Consider the following 22,694-nt stretch of genomic DNA (forward strand, 5'->3'; position numbering starts at 1 on the left):
GGTGGGTGGCCCATCGGCGAGGGCCGCTCAGGCCGCCGTACGCGAATCGTCGCCCGCCTGCGCCTCACCGGTGTCGCTCTCGTCCTCCTCGGCCTCTCGGTCACCCTCGACCGCTCCCCCGACCGGGGGCTGCGCCGTCGCTGCGGCCTCGGCCTGCGGGAGGCGGGTGAAGGTGCTGGTGCCGCGGTTGAGGTCGTGCCCGATCGTCACCGCGACCACGACGTGACGGGTCTGCACGGTGCCGTCGTCCTTGGTCCAGGTCTCGGCCACCAGACGACCGGTGACCACCACCGGGTCCCCGACCCGCAGGGACGCAGCTGCGTGGGTGGCGAGCGAGCGCCAGGTCTTCACCGAGTACCAGAGGGTCTCCCCGTTCTCCCAGCGCCCGTCCCGGAAGCGTCGCGGGGTGCTCCCGACCCGGAAGGTGGCCACGGCAACCCCTTCGCCGACCTGTACGACGTCGACCCGTGAGCCGACCCATCCGCTGAAGGTGATCATGCTGTCGTTCATCGCGCACTCCTCGATCCCGGCGGACCACCACGGTCCGGCACTGAGCACGAGCCTGACGTCGATCACCGAACGGGGTCGCGTACCTCGGAGCTCGCTGTGCACAGACCTTGGGTGAGCAGGACTGTGGAGAAGCGGTGGCGCGAGGACCCTTCAGCGCACGGCTGCTGCGATGCCCTCACGGGTGGTGGCATAGGCCTGGAGCTCGGCGTTGACCGGCTCGATCACGAGCTCCCGGGAGACCTCGCCGATGGCGCTGCGAAGCCGCTGGTCGGCGATCTGCGCTCGTCGCCTGGCTGTCATCGAGACCAGCACACGACAGAGCAGTGCGAGCAGGATGCCCAGCAGGATCCCGCCGCCGAGCAGCAGCGTCGGCAGCGGCCAACCGCCCCACTCAGGGGTCGGGGGCTCCGGCACCCGCGCGTACGTCCCCAACGCGAGCAGCGCCAGCCACGCCGCGCCGACGACCGCGGCAACAATCAGCATCCACTGCAGCGCCCGGACGAGCCCGGCCCAGACCGGGATCCGGTCTGCTCCGAGGTCAGTCGTGGCCAGCGCCCGGTCGAGTCGGTCGCCGAGGTCGGGCAGCCGCGAGACCGAGGCGCCGCGCACGGCGTGGGACCAGTTCTGCTTGAACCCCTTCGTCACGTCGTCGACCAGGGCCCGCACCTCGCTGTCGACGCGGGCACGCTGCACCTGTGTCGTGGTGGGCACGGACGTGCGGGCGGCTCCGGTCAACGCCTTGGCGTCGCTCCCCAGGTTGAGGTGGAGCCGCTTCAACGGGTCCGGCTTGAAACGGGAGAACCACGCCGTGACCGGCCAGCCGGTGGCTCGATTGGCACGCAGGCGCGTGGAGTCCTCCACCGCCTTCACGACGGTGGGCACACCGGCGGCCTCGGCGAAGGCGTCCTCGAGGGCCTCGATGCGATCACCGGAGAGGGTGGGGACCGGCCCCGTGCCGGTCACCGACTCCAGCCGCTGACCCGCGGCGCGCAGATCGGCCTCGAGTCGCTGCTTGGCGACCTTCTTGGAGGCCACCTTGCGAGCGATCTCGGAGCGCAGCGCGGCCACACCCCAGCCTTCGCGGGAGCTGATCGCGACGACCGGCACCCCGGTGAGTCCATCAGCGACGAGCAGGCGGCGTACGTCCTCGACCATCGCCTCGCGACGGTCCTCGGGCACCCGGTCGATCTGGTTGAGCACGACCAGCATGACCTCCTGGTGGCCGGCCAACGGCTTGAGGTAGCGGTCGTGGATGGCGGCGTCGGCGTACTTCTGCGGGTCCAGGACCCAGATGAGCATGTCGGCCAGCTGCACGAGGCGGTCGACCTCGAGGTGGTGCGACACCTCGGTGGAGTCGTGGTCGGGCAGGTCGAGGAGGATGACGCCGTCGAGCTCGTCCTTGCTCTCCCCCACGCTCAGCATCGAGTCGCGCGTGACCTGGTGGCGCGGCGGGATGCCGAGCCAGTCGAGCAGCTCGGGGGCGCCTTCCGAGCCCCACACGCAGGCGGTGGCCCAGGACGTGGTGGGGCGGCGTACACCCACGGCGCTCAGGTCGACGCCGGTGAGGGCGTTGAAGGTGGTCGACTTGCCCGAGCCGGTCGCGCCGGCGAGGGCGACGACGGTGTGGTCAGCGGAGATCCGCAGACGGGTGGCCGTACGGTTCACCAGGGCGGAGGTCTCCTCCAGCACGGTGTCGTCGACCCGACCCCGCGCCGCCTCGACGGCCCTCTCGAGACCCTCGACGCGTGCGCCGATGTCCGTACCACGGGTGACCAGTTTCTTGGCACCCTCGAGAAGCGACGTCATCGTGTCCTCTGGGGAAGGATTGGGGGGTGGACTGCCCCCTCAGGATAGAGGTGAATCACTCTCAACAGAACCACCGGTGGTCCCGAGGTGAACCACCCCGAGCCGAGCCGCACCCGGGCAACCACACGGAAGCGGTCCTGAATCGCGTCAGTTGCTCGTCTGGAGGAACCGCAGGTCGTCGATGCGGCGCGCTGCCTGGCGCAGTGTCAGGGCGCTGCCGCCGGGGTCTCCCAGGGAGTCGACCAGATCGAGGTAGCGGCGCCGCTCGGCCTCGAAGAGTTCGTGGACCCGACGCTCGAGGTCGCGGCGGGCGCGGGCCGCGAGGGTGCGTACGGCCTGGTCGCCGAAGACGGCCTCCAGGAGCTTCTGGCCGAGTACGGCACCACCGCCGGCGACCCCGGCCTCGGCACCTGTGACTCCACCCGTGTGCGCGAAGACCACGACCATCAGCGCCACGGAGAGTCCGTTGACGCCGTAGGCCAGGAAACGGGCTGTGCTGCGCTTGTCGGCACCCTCGGTCCGCACCATGTCCAGGACGTCAGCCTGCCAGTCACGTACGGCGCGCTCGGCCTTGCGCCGGAAGTCACGAGAGGCTCGGGAGAGGTCCTGGTCGGCGCCCGCCAGCAGCGCCTCGCCCGAGGCCCAGGAGCGCCAGGCCGCGTGCGCGCGCTCCGCCCCGGCCTCGGCATGCTCCAGGAGCAGGGTCTCCAGACCCGACTCGACGGCGACCGTGACTCGCTCGGCCTGCTGGGGCTTGCCCTTGACGGCGTTGACGACCCGGTCGCGCAACCATCCGACCCTGTTCTCCAACGACTTGAGGAGCTCGCCGGTCCCGACGAACTCCTGCCAGCGCATCAGCACCTCGCCGCGCATCAGGGTGCCGTCGGCGGTCGCCTCCAGCACCTGGGCCAGTGAGGCGTCGTACGCCTTCTCCGCCTCGACCCGCAACCGGCTCAGGACCTCGGCCTGCTCGGCCTCCGCGTCGGCGATCAGGTGCGTACGCCGTCCGACCGTGCGGATGGCACCGTCCAACGTCTGTCGCACCACGCCTGCCCGCGCTTCGGCGTCAGCGGCCAGCGACTCAAGCCAGTCGCGGATCTCGCGGACCGCGTCAGCGGGCAGCAGTCCGTCGTCGGTGACCGGCCGCTCCGGAACGGTGAAGAGCGGCGAGTCCTTGAGTCCGCGCGCGGCCAGCATCCGAGCGAGGTGGGTGGCCACCGTCTCCAGCGCCTCGTCAGCCGTGCGGTCCAGCACGATCGCCACGGCGGCAGAGCGCTCGGACGCGGCCTTGAGGAACTCCCACGGCACCTGGTCGGCGTAGCGCGCCGCCGACGTCACGAAGAGCCACAGGTCCGCCGCCGCCAGCAACTGCGCCGCCAACGTGCGGTTGCGTTCCTCGACGGAGTCGATGTCGGGGGCATCCAGGATCGCCAACCCCTGGGGCACGGCCTCGGACGGCACCAACTGCAGGGCGCTCGGGTCGTTGGTCGCCGCAGCGACCCGCTCGAGCTCGGGCAACAGACGGTCCTGCCCGAACCAGTGGCCGTCGTCAGGGTGGTGGACCAGGACCGGTGACATGGTCGTGGGGCGCAGCACACCGGGGGTGGTGACGCGGGTGCCGACGAGCGAGTTCACCAGGGTCGACTTGCCGGCACCGGTCGATCCGCCGACGACGGCAAGCATCGGGGCCTCGATCGTCATGAGCCGCGGGATGACGTAGTCCTCGAGCTGGGCGACCATCTCGGCGCGCGCCTTGCGGTTCTCCTGCACGCCGGGAGTCTCCAGCGACAGCGTCGCCGCCTGGAGCGCGCCACGCAACTGGATCAGAGCCGTCAGCATCTGGGTGCTCTCGACGCTGGGCTCAGTCGACTCTTTCGTGCTCATCGCGTGGGGACCACCTGTCCGGGGAAGGAGATGTAGGGACGCACGGCGTTGAGCCGCACCACAAAGGACTGGCCGCGTGCCGCGAAGTCCGGGGGCGGGGTACCTCGAAGGTACCGGTGGTGCAGGAAGCCGAGCTCAACGGCTGCCTGCTGGTACTCCTCCATGGCCTCCTGCGCCCTCTCGCCGCCGAGCCCACGCGCATGGCGCCGGGCGACCCGTCGTGAGCCGAGGTTGACCAGCCATCCGATGTCGCTCGCCGGCAGGAGTCCACGGGCTGCCGCGTCGTGCAGCGCTGCGGTGAGCATCCGGCGTTCGGAACGGCGCAGCCACACCGCGAAGACGCTGACCGCAAGGAAGAGCGGGGCCATCAAGGTGACGTAGACGACCACGAAGTTGCCGGTGAGCCCGAGTGCGGCGCTGTTCCAGAGGGCGTGGGTGAACACTGCCATCGCATACCCAGTGGAGAGCGCGAGGAAACGCCCTCCCCGCGTGCGGCTGCCCACTGCGATCCCGGCCCCGATGCCGATGAAGGCGGTGAAGAGCGGGTGCGCGAAGGGACTCACCAGGCATCGGATGATGAAGGTCGACGTCAGGGCCTCGGTGCCACCGGGCCCCATCCCGTCGGTGCCGTTGTAGGCGGCTGCCAGGTAGAGGATGTTCTCGACGAAGGCGAAGCCGATGCCGACCATGCCGGCGTAGACGATCCCGTCGAGGATGCCGTCCAGCTCGCCCCGTCGCCACCACAGCATCAGGAGCAGGAAGGCGCCCTTGGTGGCCTCCTCGGTGATCGGGGCCGCGACCGCGATCAGGGCCGTCTCCCCCACCCCCGCCACGATGCCCCCGATGCCCTGCAGCAGTATCGCGGCCGCGGTGGCGACGCAGGCACCCCACACGAGCCCCATGGCCAGCAGCATGCGGGGTTCAGGCTCGTAGCGATCCAGCCACATGTAGCAGGCCACCAGCGGACCGACCGGCAGGAAGGCGAGCACCCCGGCAAGGACCAGCTCGCGCGGGGCACCCGAGAGCGCCATGACGACGATGACGACGGCCGCGCCGAGCAGGGCGAACAGGGAGACCACGACCGTGAAGACGACGCTCTCGCGATGGTGACCGGCCATGGCCCGGATCCTATCGGGGGTCCGGGGTGCTCGACGTATCCGCTGGACCTCGACGTCCCCGTACAGTTGAGGCGTGAGTGAACTGAAGGATGTCGCCGCCGATCAGCCAACCTCCCAGTCCGGCTCCCAGTCCGGCTCCCAGTCCGACTCCCAGTCCGGCTCGGGCACCCAGTCGCACGACCCTGCGGTGCCCCCGGCGTACGCAGCCTTCATGCGCACCGGGTGGGCCGAGGTGGGCAGCGACGTGGAGCAGCATCCGGTGGCCCCGTACGCAGCAGCTCGCCGCGCGGACCTGGCTGCACGCTTCCCCGGCGAGCGCCTCGTGCTCCCGGCGGGCACCTTCAAGATGCGCTCCAACGACACCGACTACCGGTTCCGCCCGGACACCGCCCACACGTACTTCTCCGGCAACCAGACCACGGACGCCGTGCTGGTCATCGAGCCGGACACGAGTGCCGTGCTCTACGCCCGTCCGCGCTCCTCGCGCGACACCGACGAGTTCTTCCGGGACCGTCAGTACGGCGCACTCTGGGCCGGGAAGCGTCCCTCACTCGCGGAGATGTCGTCCTCCCTCGGGATCGAGGTGCGCCACGTCGACCGCCTGACCGGTGCGCTCGCAGGATCCGCCACGACCCGGGTGCACCGCGGCGTCTCCGGGGCCGTCGACCGACTCGTGGAGGCCGACCCCACCCGCGACGCCGAGCTCGCCCGCGTCGTCTCCGAGATGCGTCTGGTCAAGGACGCCTGGGAGGTCGAGCAGCTGCAGCAGGCGTGTGACATCACGACGCTCGGCTTCGAGGACTCGGTGCGCGAGTGGGACCGCGTGCTGGAGTTCGGGGAGCGCTGGATCGAGGGGACGTTCTTCCGACGCGCCCGGGCCATGGGCAACGACATCGGCTACGACTCGATCGTCGGCGGCGGCTCCCACGCCACCACGCTGCACTGGATCGAGAACAGCGGCCCGGTCACCCCGGGCGAGTTGCTCCTGCTCGACATGGGAGTGGAGAACACCAACCTCTACACCGCCGACGTGACCCGCACGATCCCGGTCTCCGGCACGTACACGCCGCTGCAGCGGGAGCTGTACTCGCTCGTGCTCGACGCCCAGCAGGCCGGCATCGACGCCGTGCGTCCCGGTGCCGCGTTCCAGGCGCCCCACCTGGCCGCGATGTCGGTCCTCGCCCACGGCCTCGACGGGATGGGGTTGTTGCCGGTGCCTGCCGAGGAGGCCCTGGACCCGAACTCGAAGGTCTACGCCCGCTGGACCCTGCACGGCACCTCCCACATGCTCGGCATGGACGTGCACGACTGCGCCCAGGCCGCCCCCGAGTCGTACGCCCGGGGCGACCTGACCGAGGGCATGGTCCTGACCGTGGAGCCGGGCCTCTACTTCCAGAACGACGACCTGCTGGTGCCCCAGGAGCTGCGGGGAGTCGGCATCAGGATCGAGGACGACGTCCTCGTCACCGCCGAGGGCGCGGCGAACCTCTCCGTCGCGCTGCCCCGCTCGCCCGAGGCCGTCGAGGAGTGGATGGCACAGCTTCGCGGCTGAGTCGTCCGCTGCCACATGGACCGTTGCTGACATGGACTGCGCCCACTTCGACGCCGGACGCTGTCGTTCGTGCACCCTGTTGCCGATCCCGCACACCCGTCAGGTGCAGGAGAAGCAGCAGCGACTGCGCGACCTCCTCGACCCGCTGGGGAGTCCCGACTGGAGCGCACCCTTCACCGGGCGCGAGTCGGGCTTCCGCAACAAGGCCAAGATGGTCGTCGGCGGCACCGTCACGGACCCCACGCTCGGCATCCTCGACGCCGACGGGCTCGGGGTCGACCTGCGCGACTGCGGCCTCCACTCCGCCACACTCCAAGCCGCGCTGCCGGTGCTGGCCGCCTTCATCACCACCGCCTCGCTGACCCCGTACGACGTGGGAGCTCGCCGCGGCGAGCTGAAGCACCTGATCGTCACCGAGGCGCCTTCCGGTGCCCTCATGGCACGCTTCGTCCTCCGCTCCACCGAGTCGCTGCTGCGGATCAGGAAGCACCTGCCGTCACTCCTCGCCGCCCTCCCCGGGCTCGAGGTGGTCTCGGTCAACCTGCAACCCGAGCACAAGGCAGTCCTGGAGGGTCCCGAGGAGATCGTGCTGCACGGGGAGACCCTGACCATGCAGGTCAACGACGTCGCCCTGCACCTGCGTCCGCAGAGTTTCTTCCAGACCAACACCGAGGTCGCCGCGATGCTCTACGAGCAGGCGGGTCGCTGGGTGGACGAGGCCCTCGCGCGCAACGGGCACGGGGGCCCGGCTTCGGTGATCTGGGACCTGTACTGCGGCGTCGGAGGGTTTGCGTTGCACCTGGCTGCGCCGGGCCGCACGGTGAGGGGGGTCGAGATCAGCGCCGAGGCGATCGAGAGCGCCCGCACGACAGCGGCCGAGCAAGGCCGCCCGGGTCTCGACTTCGTCGCCTCGGACGCCACGGAATGGGCGCTGGCCCAATCCACTGCTCCTGACCTGGTGGTCCTCAACCCGCCCCGACGCGGGATCGGCGCGGAGCTGGCGCGATGGATCGAGGAGTCGACGGCACCGTACGTCCTCTACTCCAGCTGCAACGCGGAGTCACTGGCTCGCGACCTGGCGGCGATGGGGTCGATGCGCATGGTCAGGGCTCGGATGCTCGACATGTTCCCGCAGAGCTCGCACTACGAGGTGCTGGTCCTGATGGCACGCCACGACACCTCCGCAGACATTTCCACTACCGACCGGTAACATCAGCCACCACCCGATCTTCAGGCCCGATCTTCAGGAGAGTGCGATGCCCCAGTTCACCAAGAACGGTCCGGTCTGGGTCCTCGACCTCGGCTCCGACGAGAACCGCTTCTCACCCCGGTGGCTGGCCGAGGTCGACGCCGCGCTCGACGAGATCGCCTCCAGCAGCGAACCCGCCGTCCTGGTCACCGTCGGCAGCGACAAGTTCTACTCCAACGGCCTCGACCTGGAGTGGGTCACCGCCAACCCGGGTGAGTTGGCGCCGTACGTCGACAGGATCCACGCGATGTTCGCGAAGGTGCTCACCCTCCCGGTCGCCACCGTCGCCGCCGTCAACGGCCACTCCTTCGGAGGCGGAGCCATGCTCGCCATGGCCCACGACTTCCGAGTGATGCGCGACGACCGCGGTTACTTCTGCTTCCCCGAGGTCGACATCCTGATCCCCTTCACCGAAGGCATGGCCGCCCTGATCCAGGCCAAGCTGACCCCGCAGGCGGCGATCGAGTCCATGACCACGGGCCGTCGTTACGGCGCTACTGACGCGCAGGCCCGCGGGATCGTCGACGCAACGGCACCCTTGGAGTCCCTGGTGGAGACCGCCGCTGGGCTCGTCGCCCCGCTGGCCGGCAAGGACCGCACCACCCTCGGCCGGATCAAGCAGGTCATGTTCGCCGATGCTGCTGCGACGCTGCTCACACCCCAGCGGGCGGACGTCAGCATCTGATTTCGGCCCACGGGCCGTAGACTCCACAACTGTGAGTGAAACCCCCTGGATCGAAGCCCGCACCATCGGAATCGAAGAAGTCAGGGACACCTTCGCGCTTGCTGCGCGACACCTCCTCGCCGACGTCGCAGCCGACTACCACGCCGTCATCTCCGTCGCCGACCTCGCGGTCGCGCTGCAGGAGAAGACCCTGATCCGGCAGCGTCAGGCTCCCAGTCAGTGGATGGGTGACGTGCTCTTCCGCGTCGCGAAGGACTGCCGTCGACGCAATGAACCACTGCTCGGTGCGCTGGTCGTGGGACCGCACGGGCGAATGAGTGACTGGTACGCCGACACCGTCTCCGAAGTGCGTGGTGACGAGGTCCTGGACCCCGAGATGCACGCCGCCGAAGAGCGCCTCGAGTGTTACCGGCTGCACGGCGCCGACCTGCCTGAAGGTGGGGGCGTCGCCGCGCTTCCTCCGACGCGCGAACCGGCACGTCGGGCCGCCCGCACGACGGGGGCGACCGCCGGCTCCCAGAGCGGGACGCGAGCACCGCGTACGTCCACCCGGGCCCCTGCGGCGCCGAAGCCGCCGGCCACCCCCAAGTACGTCCCCCCGGCCGAGCAGGTCTGTCCGCGCTGCTTCATGGTGCTGGCCGCGGGTCACAAGACCTGCGACAACTGCGACTGATCCTTGAGCCGCACTCGCCCGTGGCTGTAACCACGCGGTGATCTCGGTCGTCTAGGCTCAGCCAGCCCTCTCTCCCCGAGACGGCCCATGACTTCCGCAGGAGGATTTCTTGTCCTGGACCAAGCACGGCGACGGTCGATCCGTCGCCCCCGGTGCCATCGTCAAGCCCGGTGAACGACTTTCCTGGCCGAGCACCATCGGCTTCGGCGCCCAGCACGTCGTCGCCATGTTCGGCGCCACGTTCCTGGTGCCGATCATCACCGGCTTCCCGCCGAGCACGACCCTGCTCTTCTCCGGCGTCGGCACGCTGCTCTTCCTGCTGATCACCCGCAACCGGGTGCCGAGCTACCTGGGCTCCTCCTTCGCCTTCATCGCCCCGGTCCTGGCGGCATCCAACGGCGACGACTTCAGCACGGCTCTCTTCGGCATCGTGGTCACCGGCGCGGCCCTGGCCATCGTCGGTCTCGTGGTCAACGCGGTCGGCACCGGGTGGATCCACACCCTCATGCCTCCCGTCGTGATGGGTGCGATCGTCGCCCTGATCGGCTTCAACCTGGCGCAGGCCTCGTGGAACAACGTCATCAACCTCGACGCCGGAGGCTCGTTCATGCCCGGCGGCAAGCCGGCCGACAACGAGAGCGTCCTGCTCGCCTGCGTCACCGTGCTGGCAATCGTGGTCATCGCCTCGGTCTTCCGTGGCCTCATCGGTCGCATCGCGGTGCTGCTCGGCTTCGTGGTGGGCTACCTGTTCGCGGGAGCCCTCGGCATCCTCGACTTCACAGCCGTCAAGGCCGCCGACTGGATCGGTTTCCCGGAGTTCACCACCCCCAGCGTCGACTGGTCGGTCCTGCCGATGTTCCTGCCAGTGGTCTTCGTGCTCGTCGCCGAGAATGTCGGCCACGTCCGCTCGGTGGCGCACCTCGTCGAGGACGACTCGCTCAACGAGATGACCGGCAAGACGCTCTTCGCCGACGGCGCCGCGACCGTCATCGCCGGCCTGGGCGGCGGATCCGCGACGACCACGTACGGCGAGAACATCGGCGTCATGAGCGCCACCCGCGTCTTCTCGACCGCCGCCTACTGGGTCGCGGGCATCATCGCGATCCTGCTGGCCATGTCGCCCAAGATCGGCGCCCTGCTGTTCACGATCCCGAACGGCGTGATCGGCGGCGCCACCCTCGCCCTCTACGGGATCATCGGCCTGATCGGCGTACGCATGTGGATCGACGACCGCGTCGACTTCGGCCTGCAGCGCAACCTCTTCCCGGTCGCCGTGGCACTGATCCTCGCGATGGGCATGGGCAACGACGTGCTCGTCTTCGGCGACATCAAGCTCGGCGGCATCGCCATCGGCACCGCAGCAGTCCTGCTGCTCTTCCACCTCATGGCCGGCCTCGAGAAGGTGCGCGGCGGAGAGCCGGAGAAGGTCGAGCAGGTCTCCTCCAGCTGATCGGCTCCACTTCGCGTTGACGGTGCCACCCGGTCCTCCGACCGGGTGGCACCGCGCATTTCCCCTGTTCTGCACTGGCGCCGGCTGCGCCCGGGCGGAAGAGTCTCACCCACACCCCCTTCGCGTCCCGGCTCGGCGGACACGACACGGATGGATCAGGTGAGGCTCATGACCGGTCTCGGAGCTCAGGCCCGCGCGGTTCCCACGGACCGGAGGCCGCCACCCCTGGTCGCGTTGCGGACGTACCGGTTCCTGCGTCTGGGCGTGCTCGCCATGCTCGGCATGCTGACCGTCTCCGTCACGTGGCACAACCTCCAGGGCGACAACGAGGTGCTCGACTCGATCAGCGCCTACTACTACACCCCGGTGCAGTCGATCTTCGTCGGCACGCTGGTCACCCTCGGCTTCGTGCTGATCGTCCTGTGGGGCAAGACCTCGGCCGAGGACGGGCTCCTCAACGTCGCTGGCATGCTCGCACCGATCGTGGCGTTCGTGCCGACCAGGAACCTCGCCAGGTGCGATCTGCTCGCCCGCTCCGGTGACGAGATCCAGATCGACCCGACGCCGTCCACGCTCAACGAGGCGTGCAAGGCGGCGGTCGTCAACAACGTCGGGTCGTACTTCATCGTCCTGGGGCTCATGCTGACCCTGCTCGCGGCCATCGGGTGGTACGGCCGTCGGCAGGACCCTCCGTGGCCGTGGGTCAGCAGGGATCCACACGGGTACTGGTGGCCGCTGGCCGGAGCCTGGGCACTCTTCCTCCTGGCGGCGGGCACCTGGATCTTCCTGCCCGAGACCTTCTACGCCGTCGCCCACTTCACGGCCGCTTCGTTGATGTTCGTGCTGATCATCGGCGCCATCGTGGTGATCGCCCGGGAGAAGCGGTACGGGATCCCGATGCTCGACGAGACTCCCGACGTCCAGTGGGGACACGTCTACATGGGACTCGCCGTGACGATGTCGGTGGGAGCCGTCGCGGTGGGTGGGAGCGTCGCTGCCTGGTCGCACCTCACCGAGCACGGCGACTACTGGGTGCTGGCCGTGGAGATCTGGCTGCTCTTCTGGCTCGCCGTCTTCTGGGCGATCCAGACCTGGGACCGATGGAACGACGGCGCACCCTCCAATCCAGTGTGATCTGGCTTACATTGACCCGAGCAACCGAGCGAGGGAGACGCAGTGAGCAAGTTCGACCCCTTTGGCGTGGTCATCCGCAACGGGACGTACTTCGACGGGACCGGCGCACCCGGTCGTCGAGCCGACGTCGGGATCCGCGACGGGCAGGTGGCCGCGGTGAGCGCCACCCCCCTCCCGATCGGGGACGGCACCCGCGTGGTGGAGGCCGAGGGCCGGTGGGTGATGCCGGGCTTCGTCGACACCCACACCCACTACGACGCGGAGCTCGTGGTGGCGCCGACCCTGGGTGAGTCCGTACGCCACGGGGTCACCACGGTGCTGGTCGGCAACTGCTCGATCTCGGCCGTCTACAGCGCCCCCCTCGACGTCGCCGATCTCTTCAGCCGCGTGGAGGCACTTCCGCGCGACGCCGTGCTCGCCGCCATGCGTGAGCACAAGACGTGGTCGACGCCCGGGGAGTGGGCAAAGGCGATCGATGAGCTGGCCCTCGGCCCGCACGTCGCCTCCTTCCTCGGCCACTCCGACGTGCGAGCCTCCGTGATGGGTCTGGGCCGTTCCACCGACCCGGCACACAAGGCCAGTCGTTCCGAGATGAAGGAGATCGACCGCCGCATCTCCGCGGCCATGGACACCGGCTTCATGGGCGTCTCCACGATGACGAACCCCTGGGACAAGCTCGACGGTGACCGTTACCGCTCCCGTACGCTCCCCTCGACCCACGCCAGCTGGAAGGAGTTCCGCCGGATCAGCCGCCTGCTGCGACGCCGTGACGGCGTGCTGCAGGGTGTGCCGAACCTGAACACGAAGGTCGACGTCGCCTTCTACGCCGCGACCTCCGTCGGTCTCTTCCGCAAGCCGCTGCGGGTCTCGTTGCTCGCGGCCGCCGACACCCTCGCCGAGCCGTGGGTCAACCGGATCTTCGCCCCGATCGCCTTCCTGGCCAACCGGGTCGGGCGCGGCAAGTTCGTGTGGCAGCACCTCCCCACCACCTTCCAGGTCTGGGCGGACGGGATCGACCTGGTGGTCTTCGAGGAGTTCGGCAGCGGTCGCGAGGCCCTGCACCTCAGGGAGGAGATGGGACGCAACGATCTCCTGGCCGACGAGGCCTACCGACGCTGGTTCCGCGAGGACTTCGAGAAGCGCTTCAGCCCGCGGGTCTGGCACCGTGACTTCGACGACGCCCGGATCACCGAGTGCCCCGACGAGACACTGGTCGGCCGTACGGTCGGCGACGTCGCCCGCCAGCGCGAGGTGCACCCGGTCGACTGCTTCCTCGACCTGGTCGTCGAGCACGGCACGGACTTCCGGTGGACGACGGTGATCGCCAACGCGCGCGAGAAGGTCGCCAACCGTCTGGTGAACACCCCGGGCGTCACCATCGGCTTCTCGGACGCCGGGGCCCATCTGCGCAACATGGCGTTCTACAACTTCGCCGTGTGCCTCCTCGACCGGGTGCACCGGGCGGAGCAGGCGGGCAGGCCATTCATGCCGCTGGAGAAGGCGATCCACAAACTCACCGGTGAGCTGGGCGAGTTCTACCGCCTCGACGCCGGTCGGATCGCCGAGGGCGACCGCGCCGACATCGTCGTCATCGACCCGGCCGGTCTGGACGGGTCGGTCAACGACTACGCCGAGGCTCCGTTGGAGGAGCTCGGCGGGATCCACCGCATGGTCAACCGCAACGACGCAGCCGTGTACGCGACGATCATCTCGGGTCGAGTGGTCTACGGAGAGGGTGACTTCGAGCCCGGGTTCGGCACCGAGTTCGGCACCGGCTCCTTCCTGCCGGCCGGCCACAAGGTGGCCGGGCGAGTGGTGGAACGCGACGTGTCGACCCACGGGAGCGAGGCGAGCTCACCCACCCGTCACGCAGTATGAACACATGACTTCTGGGATCGAACACGTCGCACAACGCGTCGCCACCGGACTGCTCCCCGACCGCGCGGAGGTCGCCGAAGCGGTGGCGCAGGCGTACGAGGAGGCGCGCGCGAACGATGACGGTGACGTCGCCGACCACATCCCTTCGTTGGCGGAGGTCGACCCCGACCTCTTCGGCATCTGCGTCACCCACGTCGACGGTGGTTGTCATGACGCCGGTGATGCCGAGTTCGAGTTCTCGATCCAGTCGATCTCCAAGGCCTTCGTCTACGCACTGGTCAGCGAGGCGTACGGGCCCGATGTCCTGCACGAGAAGGTCGGGGTGAACAACACCGGTCTCCCCTTCAACTCGGTGATGGCGATCGAGCTGAACGACGGCCACCCCCTCAACCCGATGGTCAACGCGGGTGCCCTGGCCACCACGGCCCAGGTCACCGGGGACACCCCGGACGAGCAGTGGGACAGGATCCTCACGGGGCTCTCCGCGTTTGCCGGTCGACCTCTTGAGCTCGACGAGGAGGTCCACCGCTCCGAGGCGGGAGCCAACCAGCGCAACGAGGCGATCGCCCGGCTGCTCGAGAGCTACGGTCGGATCGAGGACCCCGTGGCCACGGTTGACCTGTACACCAAGCAGTGTTCGTTGCGGGTCAGCGCCCACGACCTCGCGGTCATGGGCGCCACCCTGGCCGACGGCGGGGTCAACCCGGTGACCGGGGAGCAGGTCGTCTCCGAACAGGTCTGCCGCGACACCCTCGCCGTGCTGGCATCGACCGGGATGTACGAGAAGTCGGGCGAGTGGCTCTTCCGGGTGGGTCTGCCGGGCAAGTCCGGGGTCTCCGGCGGGATCGTCACGATCGCGCCCGGCAAGGGCGGCATGGGGGTCTTCTCGCCCCGTCTGGGCAGCGCCGGCAACAGCGTACGAGGCGAACAGGCCACCGCTCATCTGTCCCGCGCGCTGGGGCTCAACATCTTCGCCTCGGGGCCCTACTCGCCCCAGTCCGCCGACGGGCAGGCCTGACCGCCCGCCTGCGAAGGCCCAGGCCGCTCACCGCTCGGGCTTGACCGCCAGCACCGCGCAGGGGGCGTCGAGCAACACCTTCTGCGCCACGCTTCCCATCAGCATCTTCCCCACGGGGGTGCGGTGGCGCACCCCGATCACGATCACCTCGGCGGAGACCTCGCGCGCGACCGTGAGCAGGTCCTCGGCGATGTCGCCGCCCATGGTCTGGCGAAACTCGTGGACCAGATCGAGGGCAGCCAGCCGTTCCTGCACCTCGCTCGCGCCGGCGGCGCCGATGAAGCGCTCGTCGACCAGCGTGTCGCCGCGGGTCGCGTTGACGACCACGATCCCGGTTCGACGCCGACGCGCCTCATCGATCCCCGCGATCAACGCGGCCTCTCCGTATTCATTGGGGATGTACCCCACCACCACCGTCACCGGTCCACCTCCTGCATCTCGGGTACGAGTTCGGCCGGCGGCTTCAGCCGGGCCAGGACGATCGGGACGATGACCGCCAGGACCACCAGGACGTAGACGAAGATCGCGATCGCCTCGTTGAAGAGCCCGCTCACGTCTCCGCCCGACACGTCGAGGGCCTCGCGGAGTTTGACCTCCATCAGCGGCCCCAGGATCACGCCGAGGATCAACGGCAGGACCGGGATCCCGAAGCGACGGATCGCAAAGCCGACTCCCCCGAAGACGAGGAGCAGGGCGAGGTCGAAGGCGTTCCGGTTGACGCTGTAGGCCCCCAGGGAGGCGAAGAAGAGGATGCCGGCGTAGAGCTGCGGACGCGGGATCCGCAACAACTTCGCCCACACGGGCGCGAGCGGAAGGTTGATCACCAGCAGCAGGGTGTTCCCGATGAGCAGGCTCGCCAGCAGCGTCCAGATCAGGTCGGACTGGTCGGTCATCAGCGTGGGGCCGGCGACGATCCCGTACTTCTGCATCGCCGCGAGCAGGATCGAGGCGGTCGCGGTGACCGGCAACCCGAGGGCGAGCAGTGGGACGAACATGCCCGCGGCACTGGCGTTGTTGGCAGCCTCCGGACCCGCAACGCCCTCGATCGCGCCGTGGCCGAACTCGTCGGAGCGTCCCTTGCGGGCCGCCAGCTTGCGCTCGGTGATGTAGGACAGGAAGGTCGGGGTCTCGGCTCCACCGGCCGGCAGCGCCCCGAAGGGGAAACCGAGCGCGGTGCCGCGCAACCACGGCGCCCAGGAACGACCCCAGTCCTCGCGCCCCAGGAAGGGGCGACCGACCGGGATGACGTCGAGCGGCCTGCGACGCAGATGGGCGGCAGTCCACAGCGCCTCTCCGATGGCGAAGACCCCGACCGCGACGACCACGATGTCGATGCCGTCGGCCAACTCCAACGCGCCAGCGGTCAGACGGGCCTGCCCGGTCGACTGGTCCAGCCCGACCAGCCCGACGGTGAGCCCGATGAAGAGACCGATGAAGCCGCGCAGCTTGGAGGAGCCCAGGACGCTGGTGACCAGCACCATCGCCAGCATCATGATCGCGAAGTAGGACGGGGCACCGATCTTGACCGCCTGCTCGGCCAGGGTGGGCATGAAGAAGGCCACCAGCAGGGTCCCGATCGTGCCGGCGATGAACGAGCCGATGGCCGCGGTCGCCAGGGCTTGGGCGGCCCTGCCCCCCTTGGCCATCTTGTTGCCCTCGATGGCCGTCATCACCGAGGCGCTCTCGCCGGGGGTGTTGAGGAGGATGGACGTGGTGGAGCCGCCGTACATCCCCCCGTAGTAGATCCCGGCGAACATGATGAGCGCCTGCGTGGCGTCCAGTCCGTAGGTCACCGGGAGCAGCAAGGCCAGTGCCATGGCTGGCCCGATGCCGGGCAGGACCCCGACCAGGGTCCCCAGGAGGACCCCGATCGAGGCGAAGGCCAGGTTCTCCCAGGTGAGGGCTGCAGCGAAGCCGCCCATCAACAGGTCAAAGGTCTCCATCACAGGATCCCGTCGAGGATGCCCGGGCTCAGAGGCACGCCCAGTCCGGAGTAGAAGAAGTACCAACTGCCCACCGACAGGACGATCCCGACGAGGAGGTCGCGCAGGACCGTACGACTCCCCAGTGCCCAGGCCGCGCCGGCGAAGAGGAACGCGCCCGTGATCGCCCACCCGAGCACGTTGACCAGCAGCAGGTTGAGCACCATGATCGCCACGAGTTTGACCACGGTGATCCAGTCCGGGGGCGTGGTCAGGTCGACGTCCTCCCCTGCCTCGGCCTCCGGCACGTCGCCCCGGGCGGCGGCGATGACGAGCAGCACCGCGAGCAGGATCATTCCGGCGCCGATGACGTACGGGAAGACCCGGGGCCCGACAGGATCGCCGAACCCGACGGTGAGTCCTCGCGCGTCGAAGGCGGTGTAGAGACCCACCAGGGCCAGGGCCAGGGCCAACCCGTACTGCGCGCGGTCAGACTGGCGGGGCCTGACCGCCGTGTCCACGTGACTCCTCTGGCTCACAACAACCCCAGCTCGTCGAGGGTCCCCGAGACCCGTTCGTCCTGTTCGCCGAGGAATTCGCCGAACTCCTCACCGGTCCTGAAGTCGTCGGTCCATCCGTTCTTCTCCACCTGCTCGGTCCAGTCGGGGCTGGCGTGCATCTGCTCGAAGAACTCGATGAACTCCGCGGCTCGTTCGTCGCTGATGTCGGGAGGCGCCAGCACGCCACGCCAGTTGATGAAGACCAGGTCGACGTCCTGCTCGGTCAACGTGGGCACGTCGGCGAAGGTCCCCTCGCCGTACCGCTCCTCCCCCGAGACCCCCAGCACCCGCAGGTCACCGCTGCGGACGGATCCTTCGAACTCGGCGACCCCGGAGAACCCGACCGCGATCTTCTCGCCCAGCAGGGCGCTCGTCAGGGGACCGCCGCCGTCGTACACGACGTAGTTGACGTCGTTGGGGTCGATCCCGATCTCCGCGGCCAACTGCATCGGGAAGAGATGGTCCGGGCCGCCGGGCGAGGATCCTCCGCCGATCGCGATCGATCCCGGGTCCGCAGTCCAGGCCTCGACCAGGTCGTCGAGGGTCCTGAAGGGCGAGTTCGCCGGGACGAGGATCCCCTCGGGCTCGCTCATGAGTTGGGCGATGGGGGTGGCGTCACGTACGCCGAACTCACTGCCGAACGAGTAGGTCGAGCCGACCACTCCGAGCCCGACGGTCATCAGCGTGTTCTCGTCGCCCGCCCGTCCGATCAACGACGTCATGGCGACCGCCCCACCAGCGCCGACGATGTTGTCGACCGTGATGCTCCCGCCGGTGATCTCCTCGTTCTCCATCACCTGGACCGCTGCGCGACCGGTCAGGTCGTAGCCGCCGCCGGGGCTGTTGGGGATGATCATCAGCAGGTCCCGGTTGTCGTCCCCACGGGTCACGCCGCACCCGGCCAGAGGACTCGCGACGAGCAGCAACGCGCCCAGAGTTGCAGCGATGGGGCGGCATCGGTTCACCCTCGGCGACATCCCCACATCTTGACCCCATCCCCGGAGGGCTGTCGACCCCCTGACTTCTGGACCCGCACCTGGACCCGTGAACTGGACCCGGTCGCTACCATCGGCCACGCCGCATCCCTCGAGCGTGAGAAGGCCCCATGAGCCGCAGGACGATCGTCATCACCGGAGCCAGCGACGGCATCGGCACCGCAGCCGCGCGCGAGTTCAAGAAGCGCGGCGAAGACGTGGTCCTGGTGGGCCGGGACCCCCGCAAGACCGAAGCGGTGGGTCGCGAGCTCGACGTCCCGTTCCACGTGGCCGACTACGCGGACCTCGACCAGGTCCGCAAGCTCGCCGCCGAGCTCTACGAGTACCCGCGCATCGACGTCCTGGCGAACAACGCCGGCGGGATCATGGGCGAGCGCATGGTGACCGGCGACGGTTTCGAGAAGACCTTCCAGGTCAACCACCTCGCTGGCTTCCTGCTCACCCACCTCCTGATGCCCAAACTCATCTCGAGTCAGGCCACGGTGATCCAGACCTCCAGCCAGGCAGCACGCGTCTTCAGCGACTTCCACATCGACGACCTGCAGAACGAGCGCAGTTACTCCCCGCACAAGGCGTACGGCAACGGCAAGCTCGCCAACATCCTCTTCACCCGCGAGCTGCATCGCCGCTACGCCACCCAGGGCATCGCCGCGGTGGCGTTCCACCCCGGCGTGGTGGGCACCAACTTCGCCAACGAGACCGGATCAGTCCTCCGTTTCGTCTACCACACCCCCGTGGTCAAGAACCTCTTCACCATCTCGCCGCAGAAGGGGGCCTCGCAGTTGATCTGGCTGGCTGAGGGCACTCCGATGGTGGACTGGGAGCCGGGCGCCTACTACGAGAAGCAGAAGGTGGCCCGCACGAGTCGGGTGGCCTACGACGAGGACGTGGCGCGCAAGCTCTGGGACGAATCCGTCCGAATGCTCGGCGTCACCGAGTGACTGGTGGCGTGCGGGGCTGACGTCACCCGGTCACGAAGTCGCTTCAGCCCTGAGGCCCGCGATCACGAGTCCGACCAACCGCTCGACCATGTGCGGGGCTGCACGTGTGACGGCCAACGGTTGGGGGCGGGTGGCGATCCCGATCGCCACGATGAACTCCAGGGCCTCGAGATCTGCCGGGACCAGGCGCGCTTCCCGTACGCCATTCAGTGCCTCCTCGACCTGGGTCAACGAGTGTGTCTGCGCGTCCTGCACGAGGACGGAGAGTCCCCCAGCCAGATCGACGGAGAGCGCCGCGGCGAGGGCGCCCAGGTCGAGCTCGACCAGACGGACCACGTAGGCCTGCCAAGCTGGTCCGGGTTCGTCGCGCAGGTGCTCGGCCAGTTCGGCGGTGGCGTCATCGAGGTCGGACAGGATCGCCAGGGCGACCTGCTCCACCAGCGCTTCGCGTGATTCGAAGTTGCGGTACAACGTGGCGATGCCCACTCCGGCGGCCTCGGCGACCGCGTCCAGGGCGATGCTTCCGCCTGCCTCGGCGAAGAGCCGGCGAGCGGCCCTCACGATGGCCTCTCGGCGTCTCACTGCGTCTGCCCGCATGTTCCGGCACCCCTGTGATCTCGATCGCTGTTGGCCTGTTGATCTTGCGAGGGAATCATAACCGGAGGATTATCGTCCGTATAAACGGAGAAGAACCCTCCAGAAAGAGGTGATCCAATGGCGACCACCGCCCTCACCCCATCTGCTCCCGACGCAGGCGAGAGCAGCCCGCCGGCCCCCAGCCCGAAGACTCCGCACCCTGCCGTCGCACTCGTCGGCATGGTCGGGGGCCTGGGCGCGATCCTCGTACTGCTCCTGGCGCTCTTCATCCTCCCTTCGCTCAAGAGTGGACCGCACGATCTCCCCATCGGACTGGTCGGCACGCCCTCCGCCATCGCCCAGGCACAGGAGTCGTTGACCACCCTGGACAGCAACGCCTATGACGTCGTGACGTTCGCGGACGAGGAAGCACTCGACGAGGCGATCCGTGACCGCGAGGTGGTGGGCGGCCTGGTCATCAAGGACGACGCCATCCACGCCATGGTGGCGAGCGCCGGGTCGACGGCGATCTCCGGGACCCTCACCGCCACAGCCACCCAGATGGCCGCCTCGTACGAGCGGCCGCTCGCCGTGACTGACGTCGTCCCTCTGCCCCAGGAAGACCCCACCGGGATCGGCGTCGGCGGTTTGGCCTTCCCGCTGGTCTTCGGCGGCATCGTGCCGGTCGTGGCCTTCGCCTCACTCTTCCCCCGCAGCAACACCTTGCGGCTCGCCGGGATCGTCGCCTTCGCAGGCTTGGGCGGAGTCCTGGTGGCTGCTGTCCTCCAGTACTGGTTCGGCAGCGTCACCGCGGCGTTCTGGCCCGTGGCCGGCGCCATGGCCCTGGGTATCGCGGCACTGGCACTCCCCCTCGCCGGGCTGCAGAAGCTCTTCGGGGGCAAGGGCTTCACCGCAGGCGCCATGACGATGATGTTCCTCGGCAATCCGCTGGCCGGGATCGGCACCACGGGCGCCTGGTTGCCGACCGGTCTGGGCACCTTCGGTCAGCTACTTCCCCCCGGTGCCACCGGTGCCCTGGTGCGCTCAGCGGCCTACTTCGGCGGAGCCGGCGCCACTGTCCCGGCACTCACGCTCGCCGCCTGGATCCTCGTCGGCGCACTGCTCACCGCAACGGGCATCAAGCGCGCGGCGAAGACCCGGGACTGACCTTGGAGCGGCCCATCACCCGTGGCGCCGCGAGGGCGATCAGGTCCTGGTAACGCGAGCCGAGCACCTTGCCCACTGCGTGCAGCAGGTGCGCGTCTCCGCCGACCAGGACTCTGGCCTTGCCGCTCAACGCACCGTCGATGATCACTTCGGCAGCCTTGGTCGCAGTGGTCCGCGCCAGCCGGGTGTCGAACATGTCGTCGAGCGATGCGGCGTCCTGGCCGCTGGTCTTGCGGCCGTTCCGGCTGATTCCGGTCTTGATCCCGCCGGGGTGCACACAGGTCACCGTGACCGGGTGTCGCGCCACCAGCATCTCCTCGCGGATCGCCTCGGTGAGGCCGCGCACGGCGTACTTCGTGGCGTTGTACGCCGCCTGGCCGGGCATGGAGATCAAGCCGAAGAGGCTGGAGATGTTGACCAGCGCACCGTCGCCGGACGCGATCAGGTGGGGCAGGAACTCCTTGGTCCCGTGCAGCACGCCGTAGAGGTTGATGCCCACGATCCAGTCGAGGTCCTCGTACGACAGCTCGGAGAAGTCGCCGCTCATGGAGACCCCGGCGTTGTTGATCGCCATGTTGACCCCACCGAACTCCTCGACCACCTTCTCGACCCACGCCGCGAACGCTGTCCGGTCGGAGACGTCGAGGACGTCGCCCCGCACCTGGGCACCGAGATCCCGGACCAGGGCCAGCGTGGCCTCGAGGCCTTCAGCGTCCCAGTCGGAGAGAGCCAGCCGGGCGCCACGGCCCGCTGCCAGGACGGCCATCTCGCGTCCCATGCCCCCACCCGCTCCGGTGATCGCGACGACCTTACCTGCGAGTGACTTCACTGTGTCTCCTTGAGTGCCGTTGGTGGAGTGCCGTTGGTGTGCACACCGTAGTCACCCACCGCGCCCTTGACCACGCTCTTGACCACGGACGAGCGCCGCGGCACGGTGGAACGCCAAGACACACAACCAGGAAGCGTCGACGACGCACGCTCAGGAGATCCCCCATGAGTCCGACCGCACCGACAATCGTCCGTTGGATTCGTCAGCTCGAGGAGTACCGAGGGCTTGACCGCCCGGTGACGGCGATCGAGCCCACGATCCGGGCCACCTTCGGCACCGGGGCGCGCGGGTCCTTCCTGCGCGGCGACTGGCTCGGCCATGCCCTGCACCCGCTGCTCACCGACGTGGTCATCGGTTCCTGGACCTCGGCGACGGTGCTCGACCTCGTGGGCGGGCGGGAGTCGGCGCCCGCTGCACAGCGACTGGTCGGCGTCGGTCTGCTCGCAGTCGGTCCGACTGCCTGGACGGGCTGGGCCGAGTGGGCCGAGGCGCCACAGCGGGAGAAGCGGGTGGGGCTGGTCCACGCGGCTTCCGTCGCGGTGGCCGCGAGCGCGTACGGCGGCTCGTGGGTCGCACGTACGAAGGGCCGCCACCACCTCGGGGCGGGCCTCGCCCTGGTCGGCGCCGGCGTGGCCGGAGCGAGTGCCTACCTCGGCGGGCACCTGGCGGCTGCCCGCAAGGTCGGCAGCCGACACCCCGCCTTCGCAGACTCAGCCGTCGCCGTCTGAGGCGTCCCTGACCAGCTCC

The 22,694-nt window shown here is 69.1% G+C and carries 21 protein-coding genes; 11 read left to right on the forward strand and 10 right to left on the reverse strand.

The features are described 5' to 3' along the window. Positions 1-27: 27 nt before the first annotated feature. The 4 genes from DNK52_RS02230 to DNK52_RS02245 all read right to left on the reverse strand — a co-directional run bounded on the left by DNK52_RS02230 (position 28) and on the right by DNK52_RS02245 (position 5,318). Complete coding sequence (locus DNK52_RS02230; RefSeq protein ID WP_162598558.1) at positions 28-510, reverse strand: single-stranded DNA-binding protein; 483 nt, start codon at positions 508-510, stop codon at positions 28-30. Positions 511-660: 150 nt separating this feature from the next. Beyond that, positions 661-2,316, reverse strand: coding sequence for a YfjP family GTPase (locus DNK52_RS02235; protein ID WP_110239100.1), 1,656 nt, complete (start codon positions 2,314-2,316; stop codon positions 661-663). A 147-nt stretch (positions 2,317-2,463) separates the two neighbouring features. After that, entirely contained in the window at positions 2,464-4,200 is a 1,737-nt protein-coding gene (locus DNK52_RS02240) for a dynamin family protein (RefSeq protein WP_239455331.1), read from the reverse strand. Further along, positions 4,197-5,318: a PrsW family intramembrane metalloprotease gene (locus DNK52_RS02245; protein ID WP_110239102.1), complete on the reverse strand. Its 1,122-nt coding sequence runs from the start codon at positions 5,316-5,318 to the stop codon at positions 4,197-4,199. Before DNK52_RS02245 ends, DNK52_RS02240 begins: the two co-directional genes overlap by 4 nt. A 73-nt stretch (positions 5,319-5,391) precedes the next feature. Between DNK52_RS02245 and DNK52_RS02250 the strand changes: the two genes are divergently transcribed. The 8 genes from DNK52_RS02250 to glsA all read left to right on the forward strand — a co-directional run bounded on the left by DNK52_RS02250 (position 5,392) and on the right by glsA (position 14,957). Further along, the gene (locus tag DNK52_RS02250) at positions 5,392-6,870 is read left to right on the forward strand and encodes an aminopeptidase P family protein (protein ID WP_338036716.1); all 1,479 of its coding nucleotides are present in this window, start codon (positions 5,392-5,394) and stop codon (positions 6,868-6,870) included. A gap of 31 nt (positions 6,871-6,901) precedes the next feature. Continuing rightward, positions 6,902-8,080: a 23S rRNA (uracil(747)-C(5))-methyltransferase RlmC gene (gene rlmC, locus DNK52_RS02255; protein WP_110239104.1), complete on the forward strand. Its 1,179-nt coding sequence runs from the start codon at positions 6,902-6,904 to the stop codon at positions 8,078-8,080. A 46-nt stretch (positions 8,081-8,126) separates the two neighbouring features. Further along, complete coding sequence (locus DNK52_RS02260) at positions 8,127-8,804, forward strand: enoyl-CoA hydratase-related protein (RefSeq protein ID WP_110239107.1); 678 nt, start codon at positions 8,127-8,129, stop codon at positions 8,802-8,804. Between the two features lie 31 nt (positions 8,805-8,835). After that, on the forward strand, positions 8,836-9,477 hold the full coding sequence (locus tag DNK52_RS02265) for a hypothetical protein (RefSeq protein WP_110239109.1): 642 nt from the start codon (positions 8,836-8,838) through the stop codon (positions 9,475-9,477). A gap of 109 nt (positions 9,478-9,586) precedes the next feature. Then, a complete protein-coding gene (locus DNK52_RS02270; protein WP_110239111.1) occupies positions 9,587-10,927 on the forward strand; it encodes a uracil-xanthine permease family protein in 1,341 nt (446 codons plus the stop codon). A 168-nt stretch (positions 10,928-11,095) separates the two neighbouring features. Then, positions 11,096-12,061 carry a hypothetical protein gene (locus tag DNK52_RS02275; RefSeq protein WP_162598559.1) on the forward strand — a complete coding sequence of 322 codons (966 nt, stop codon included), beginning with the start codon at positions 11,096-11,098 and terminating at the stop codon, positions 12,059-12,061. Positions 12,062-12,103: 42 nt separating this feature from the next. Then, on the forward strand, positions 12,104-13,939 hold the full coding sequence (locus DNK52_RS02280) for an N-acyl-D-amino-acid deacylase family protein (RefSeq protein WP_110239115.1): 1,836 nt from the start codon (positions 12,104-12,106) through the stop codon (positions 13,937-13,939). A 4-nt stretch (positions 13,940-13,943) separates the two neighbouring features. After that, positions 13,944-14,957 carry a glutaminase A gene (glsA, locus tag DNK52_RS02285; RefSeq protein WP_110239117.1) on the forward strand — a complete coding sequence of 338 codons (1,014 nt, stop codon included), beginning with the start codon at positions 13,944-13,946 and terminating at the stop codon, positions 14,955-14,957. A 27-nt stretch (positions 14,958-14,984) separates the two neighbouring features. Here glsA and DNK52_RS02290 read toward each other — a convergent pair whose 3' ends face one another. Genes DNK52_RS02290 through DNK52_RS02305 form a run of 4 tightly spaced genes read right to left on the reverse strand, consistent with a single transcriptional unit; the run spans position 14,985 to position 18,416 of the window. Beyond that, positions 14,985-15,377: a universal stress protein gene (locus DNK52_RS02290; RefSeq protein ID WP_110239119.1), complete on the reverse strand. Its 393-nt coding sequence runs from the start codon at positions 15,375-15,377 to the stop codon at positions 14,985-14,987. Beyond that, on the reverse strand, positions 15,374-16,900 hold the full coding sequence (locus DNK52_RS02295) for a tripartite tricarboxylate transporter permease (protein ID WP_110239121.1): 1,527 nt from the start codon (positions 16,898-16,900) through the stop codon (positions 15,374-15,376). The genes DNK52_RS02290 and DNK52_RS02295 overlap by 4 nt, the downstream gene beginning before the upstream one ends. Then, complete coding sequence (locus tag DNK52_RS02300; protein WP_110239123.1) at positions 16,900-17,400, reverse strand: tripartite tricarboxylate transporter TctB family protein; 501 nt, start codon at positions 17,398-17,400, stop codon at positions 16,900-16,902. The genes DNK52_RS02295 and DNK52_RS02300 overlap by 1 nt, the downstream gene beginning before the upstream one ends. A 14-nt stretch (positions 17,401-17,414) precedes the next feature. Next, positions 17,415-18,416: a Bug family tripartite tricarboxylate transporter substrate binding protein gene (locus DNK52_RS02305; protein WP_110239125.1), complete on the reverse strand. Its 1,002-nt coding sequence runs from the start codon at positions 18,414-18,416 to the stop codon at positions 17,415-17,417. Between the two features lie 128 nt (positions 18,417-18,544). On the opposite strand from DNK52_RS02305, the gene DNK52_RS02310 reads away from it, so the two are divergent. After that, positions 18,545-19,375, forward strand: a complete 831-nt coding sequence (locus tag DNK52_RS02310; protein ID WP_110239127.1) for an SDR family NAD(P)-dependent oxidoreductase — start codon at positions 18,545-18,547, stop codon at positions 19,373-19,375. A 30-nt stretch (positions 19,376-19,405) separates the two neighbouring features. Here DNK52_RS02310 and DNK52_RS02315 read toward each other — a convergent pair whose 3' ends face one another. Continuing rightward, positions 19,406-19,936, reverse strand: a complete 531-nt coding sequence (locus DNK52_RS02315) for a TetR/AcrR family transcriptional regulator (protein ID WP_204163336.1) — start codon at positions 19,934-19,936, stop codon at positions 19,406-19,408. 153 nt (positions 19,937-20,089) lie between these two features. On the opposite strand from DNK52_RS02315, the gene DNK52_RS02320 reads away from it, so the two are divergent. After that, positions 20,090-21,118 (forward strand): ABC transporter permease, encoded by a 1,029-nt coding sequence (locus DNK52_RS02320; protein WP_110239131.1) that lies wholly within the window; start codon positions 20,090-20,092, stop codon positions 21,116-21,118. Here the strand turns inward: DNK52_RS02320 and DNK52_RS02325 are convergent. Further along, positions 21,090-21,947, reverse strand: coding sequence for an SDR family NAD(P)-dependent oxidoreductase (locus DNK52_RS02325; protein WP_110239133.1), 858 nt, complete (start codon positions 21,945-21,947; stop codon positions 21,090-21,092). The two genes, DNK52_RS02320 and DNK52_RS02325, sit on opposite strands and share 29 nt — an antisense overlap. Positions 21,948-22,111: 164 nt before the next feature. On the opposite strand from DNK52_RS02325, the gene DNK52_RS02330 reads away from it, so the two are divergent. Continuing rightward, the gene (locus tag DNK52_RS02330; RefSeq protein WP_110239135.1) at positions 22,112-22,675 is read left to right on the forward strand and encodes a DUF2231 domain-containing protein; all 564 of its coding nucleotides are present in this window, start codon (positions 22,112-22,114) and stop codon (positions 22,673-22,675) included. The last annotated feature ends 19 nt before the right edge of the window (positions 22,676-22,694 follow it).

Origin of the sequence: Nocardioides gilvus (assembly GCF_003194605.1) — a bacterium.
Taxonomy (GTDB): domain Bacteria; phylum Actinomycetota; class Actinomycetes; order Propionibacteriales; family Nocardioidaceae; genus Nocardioides; species Nocardioides gilvus.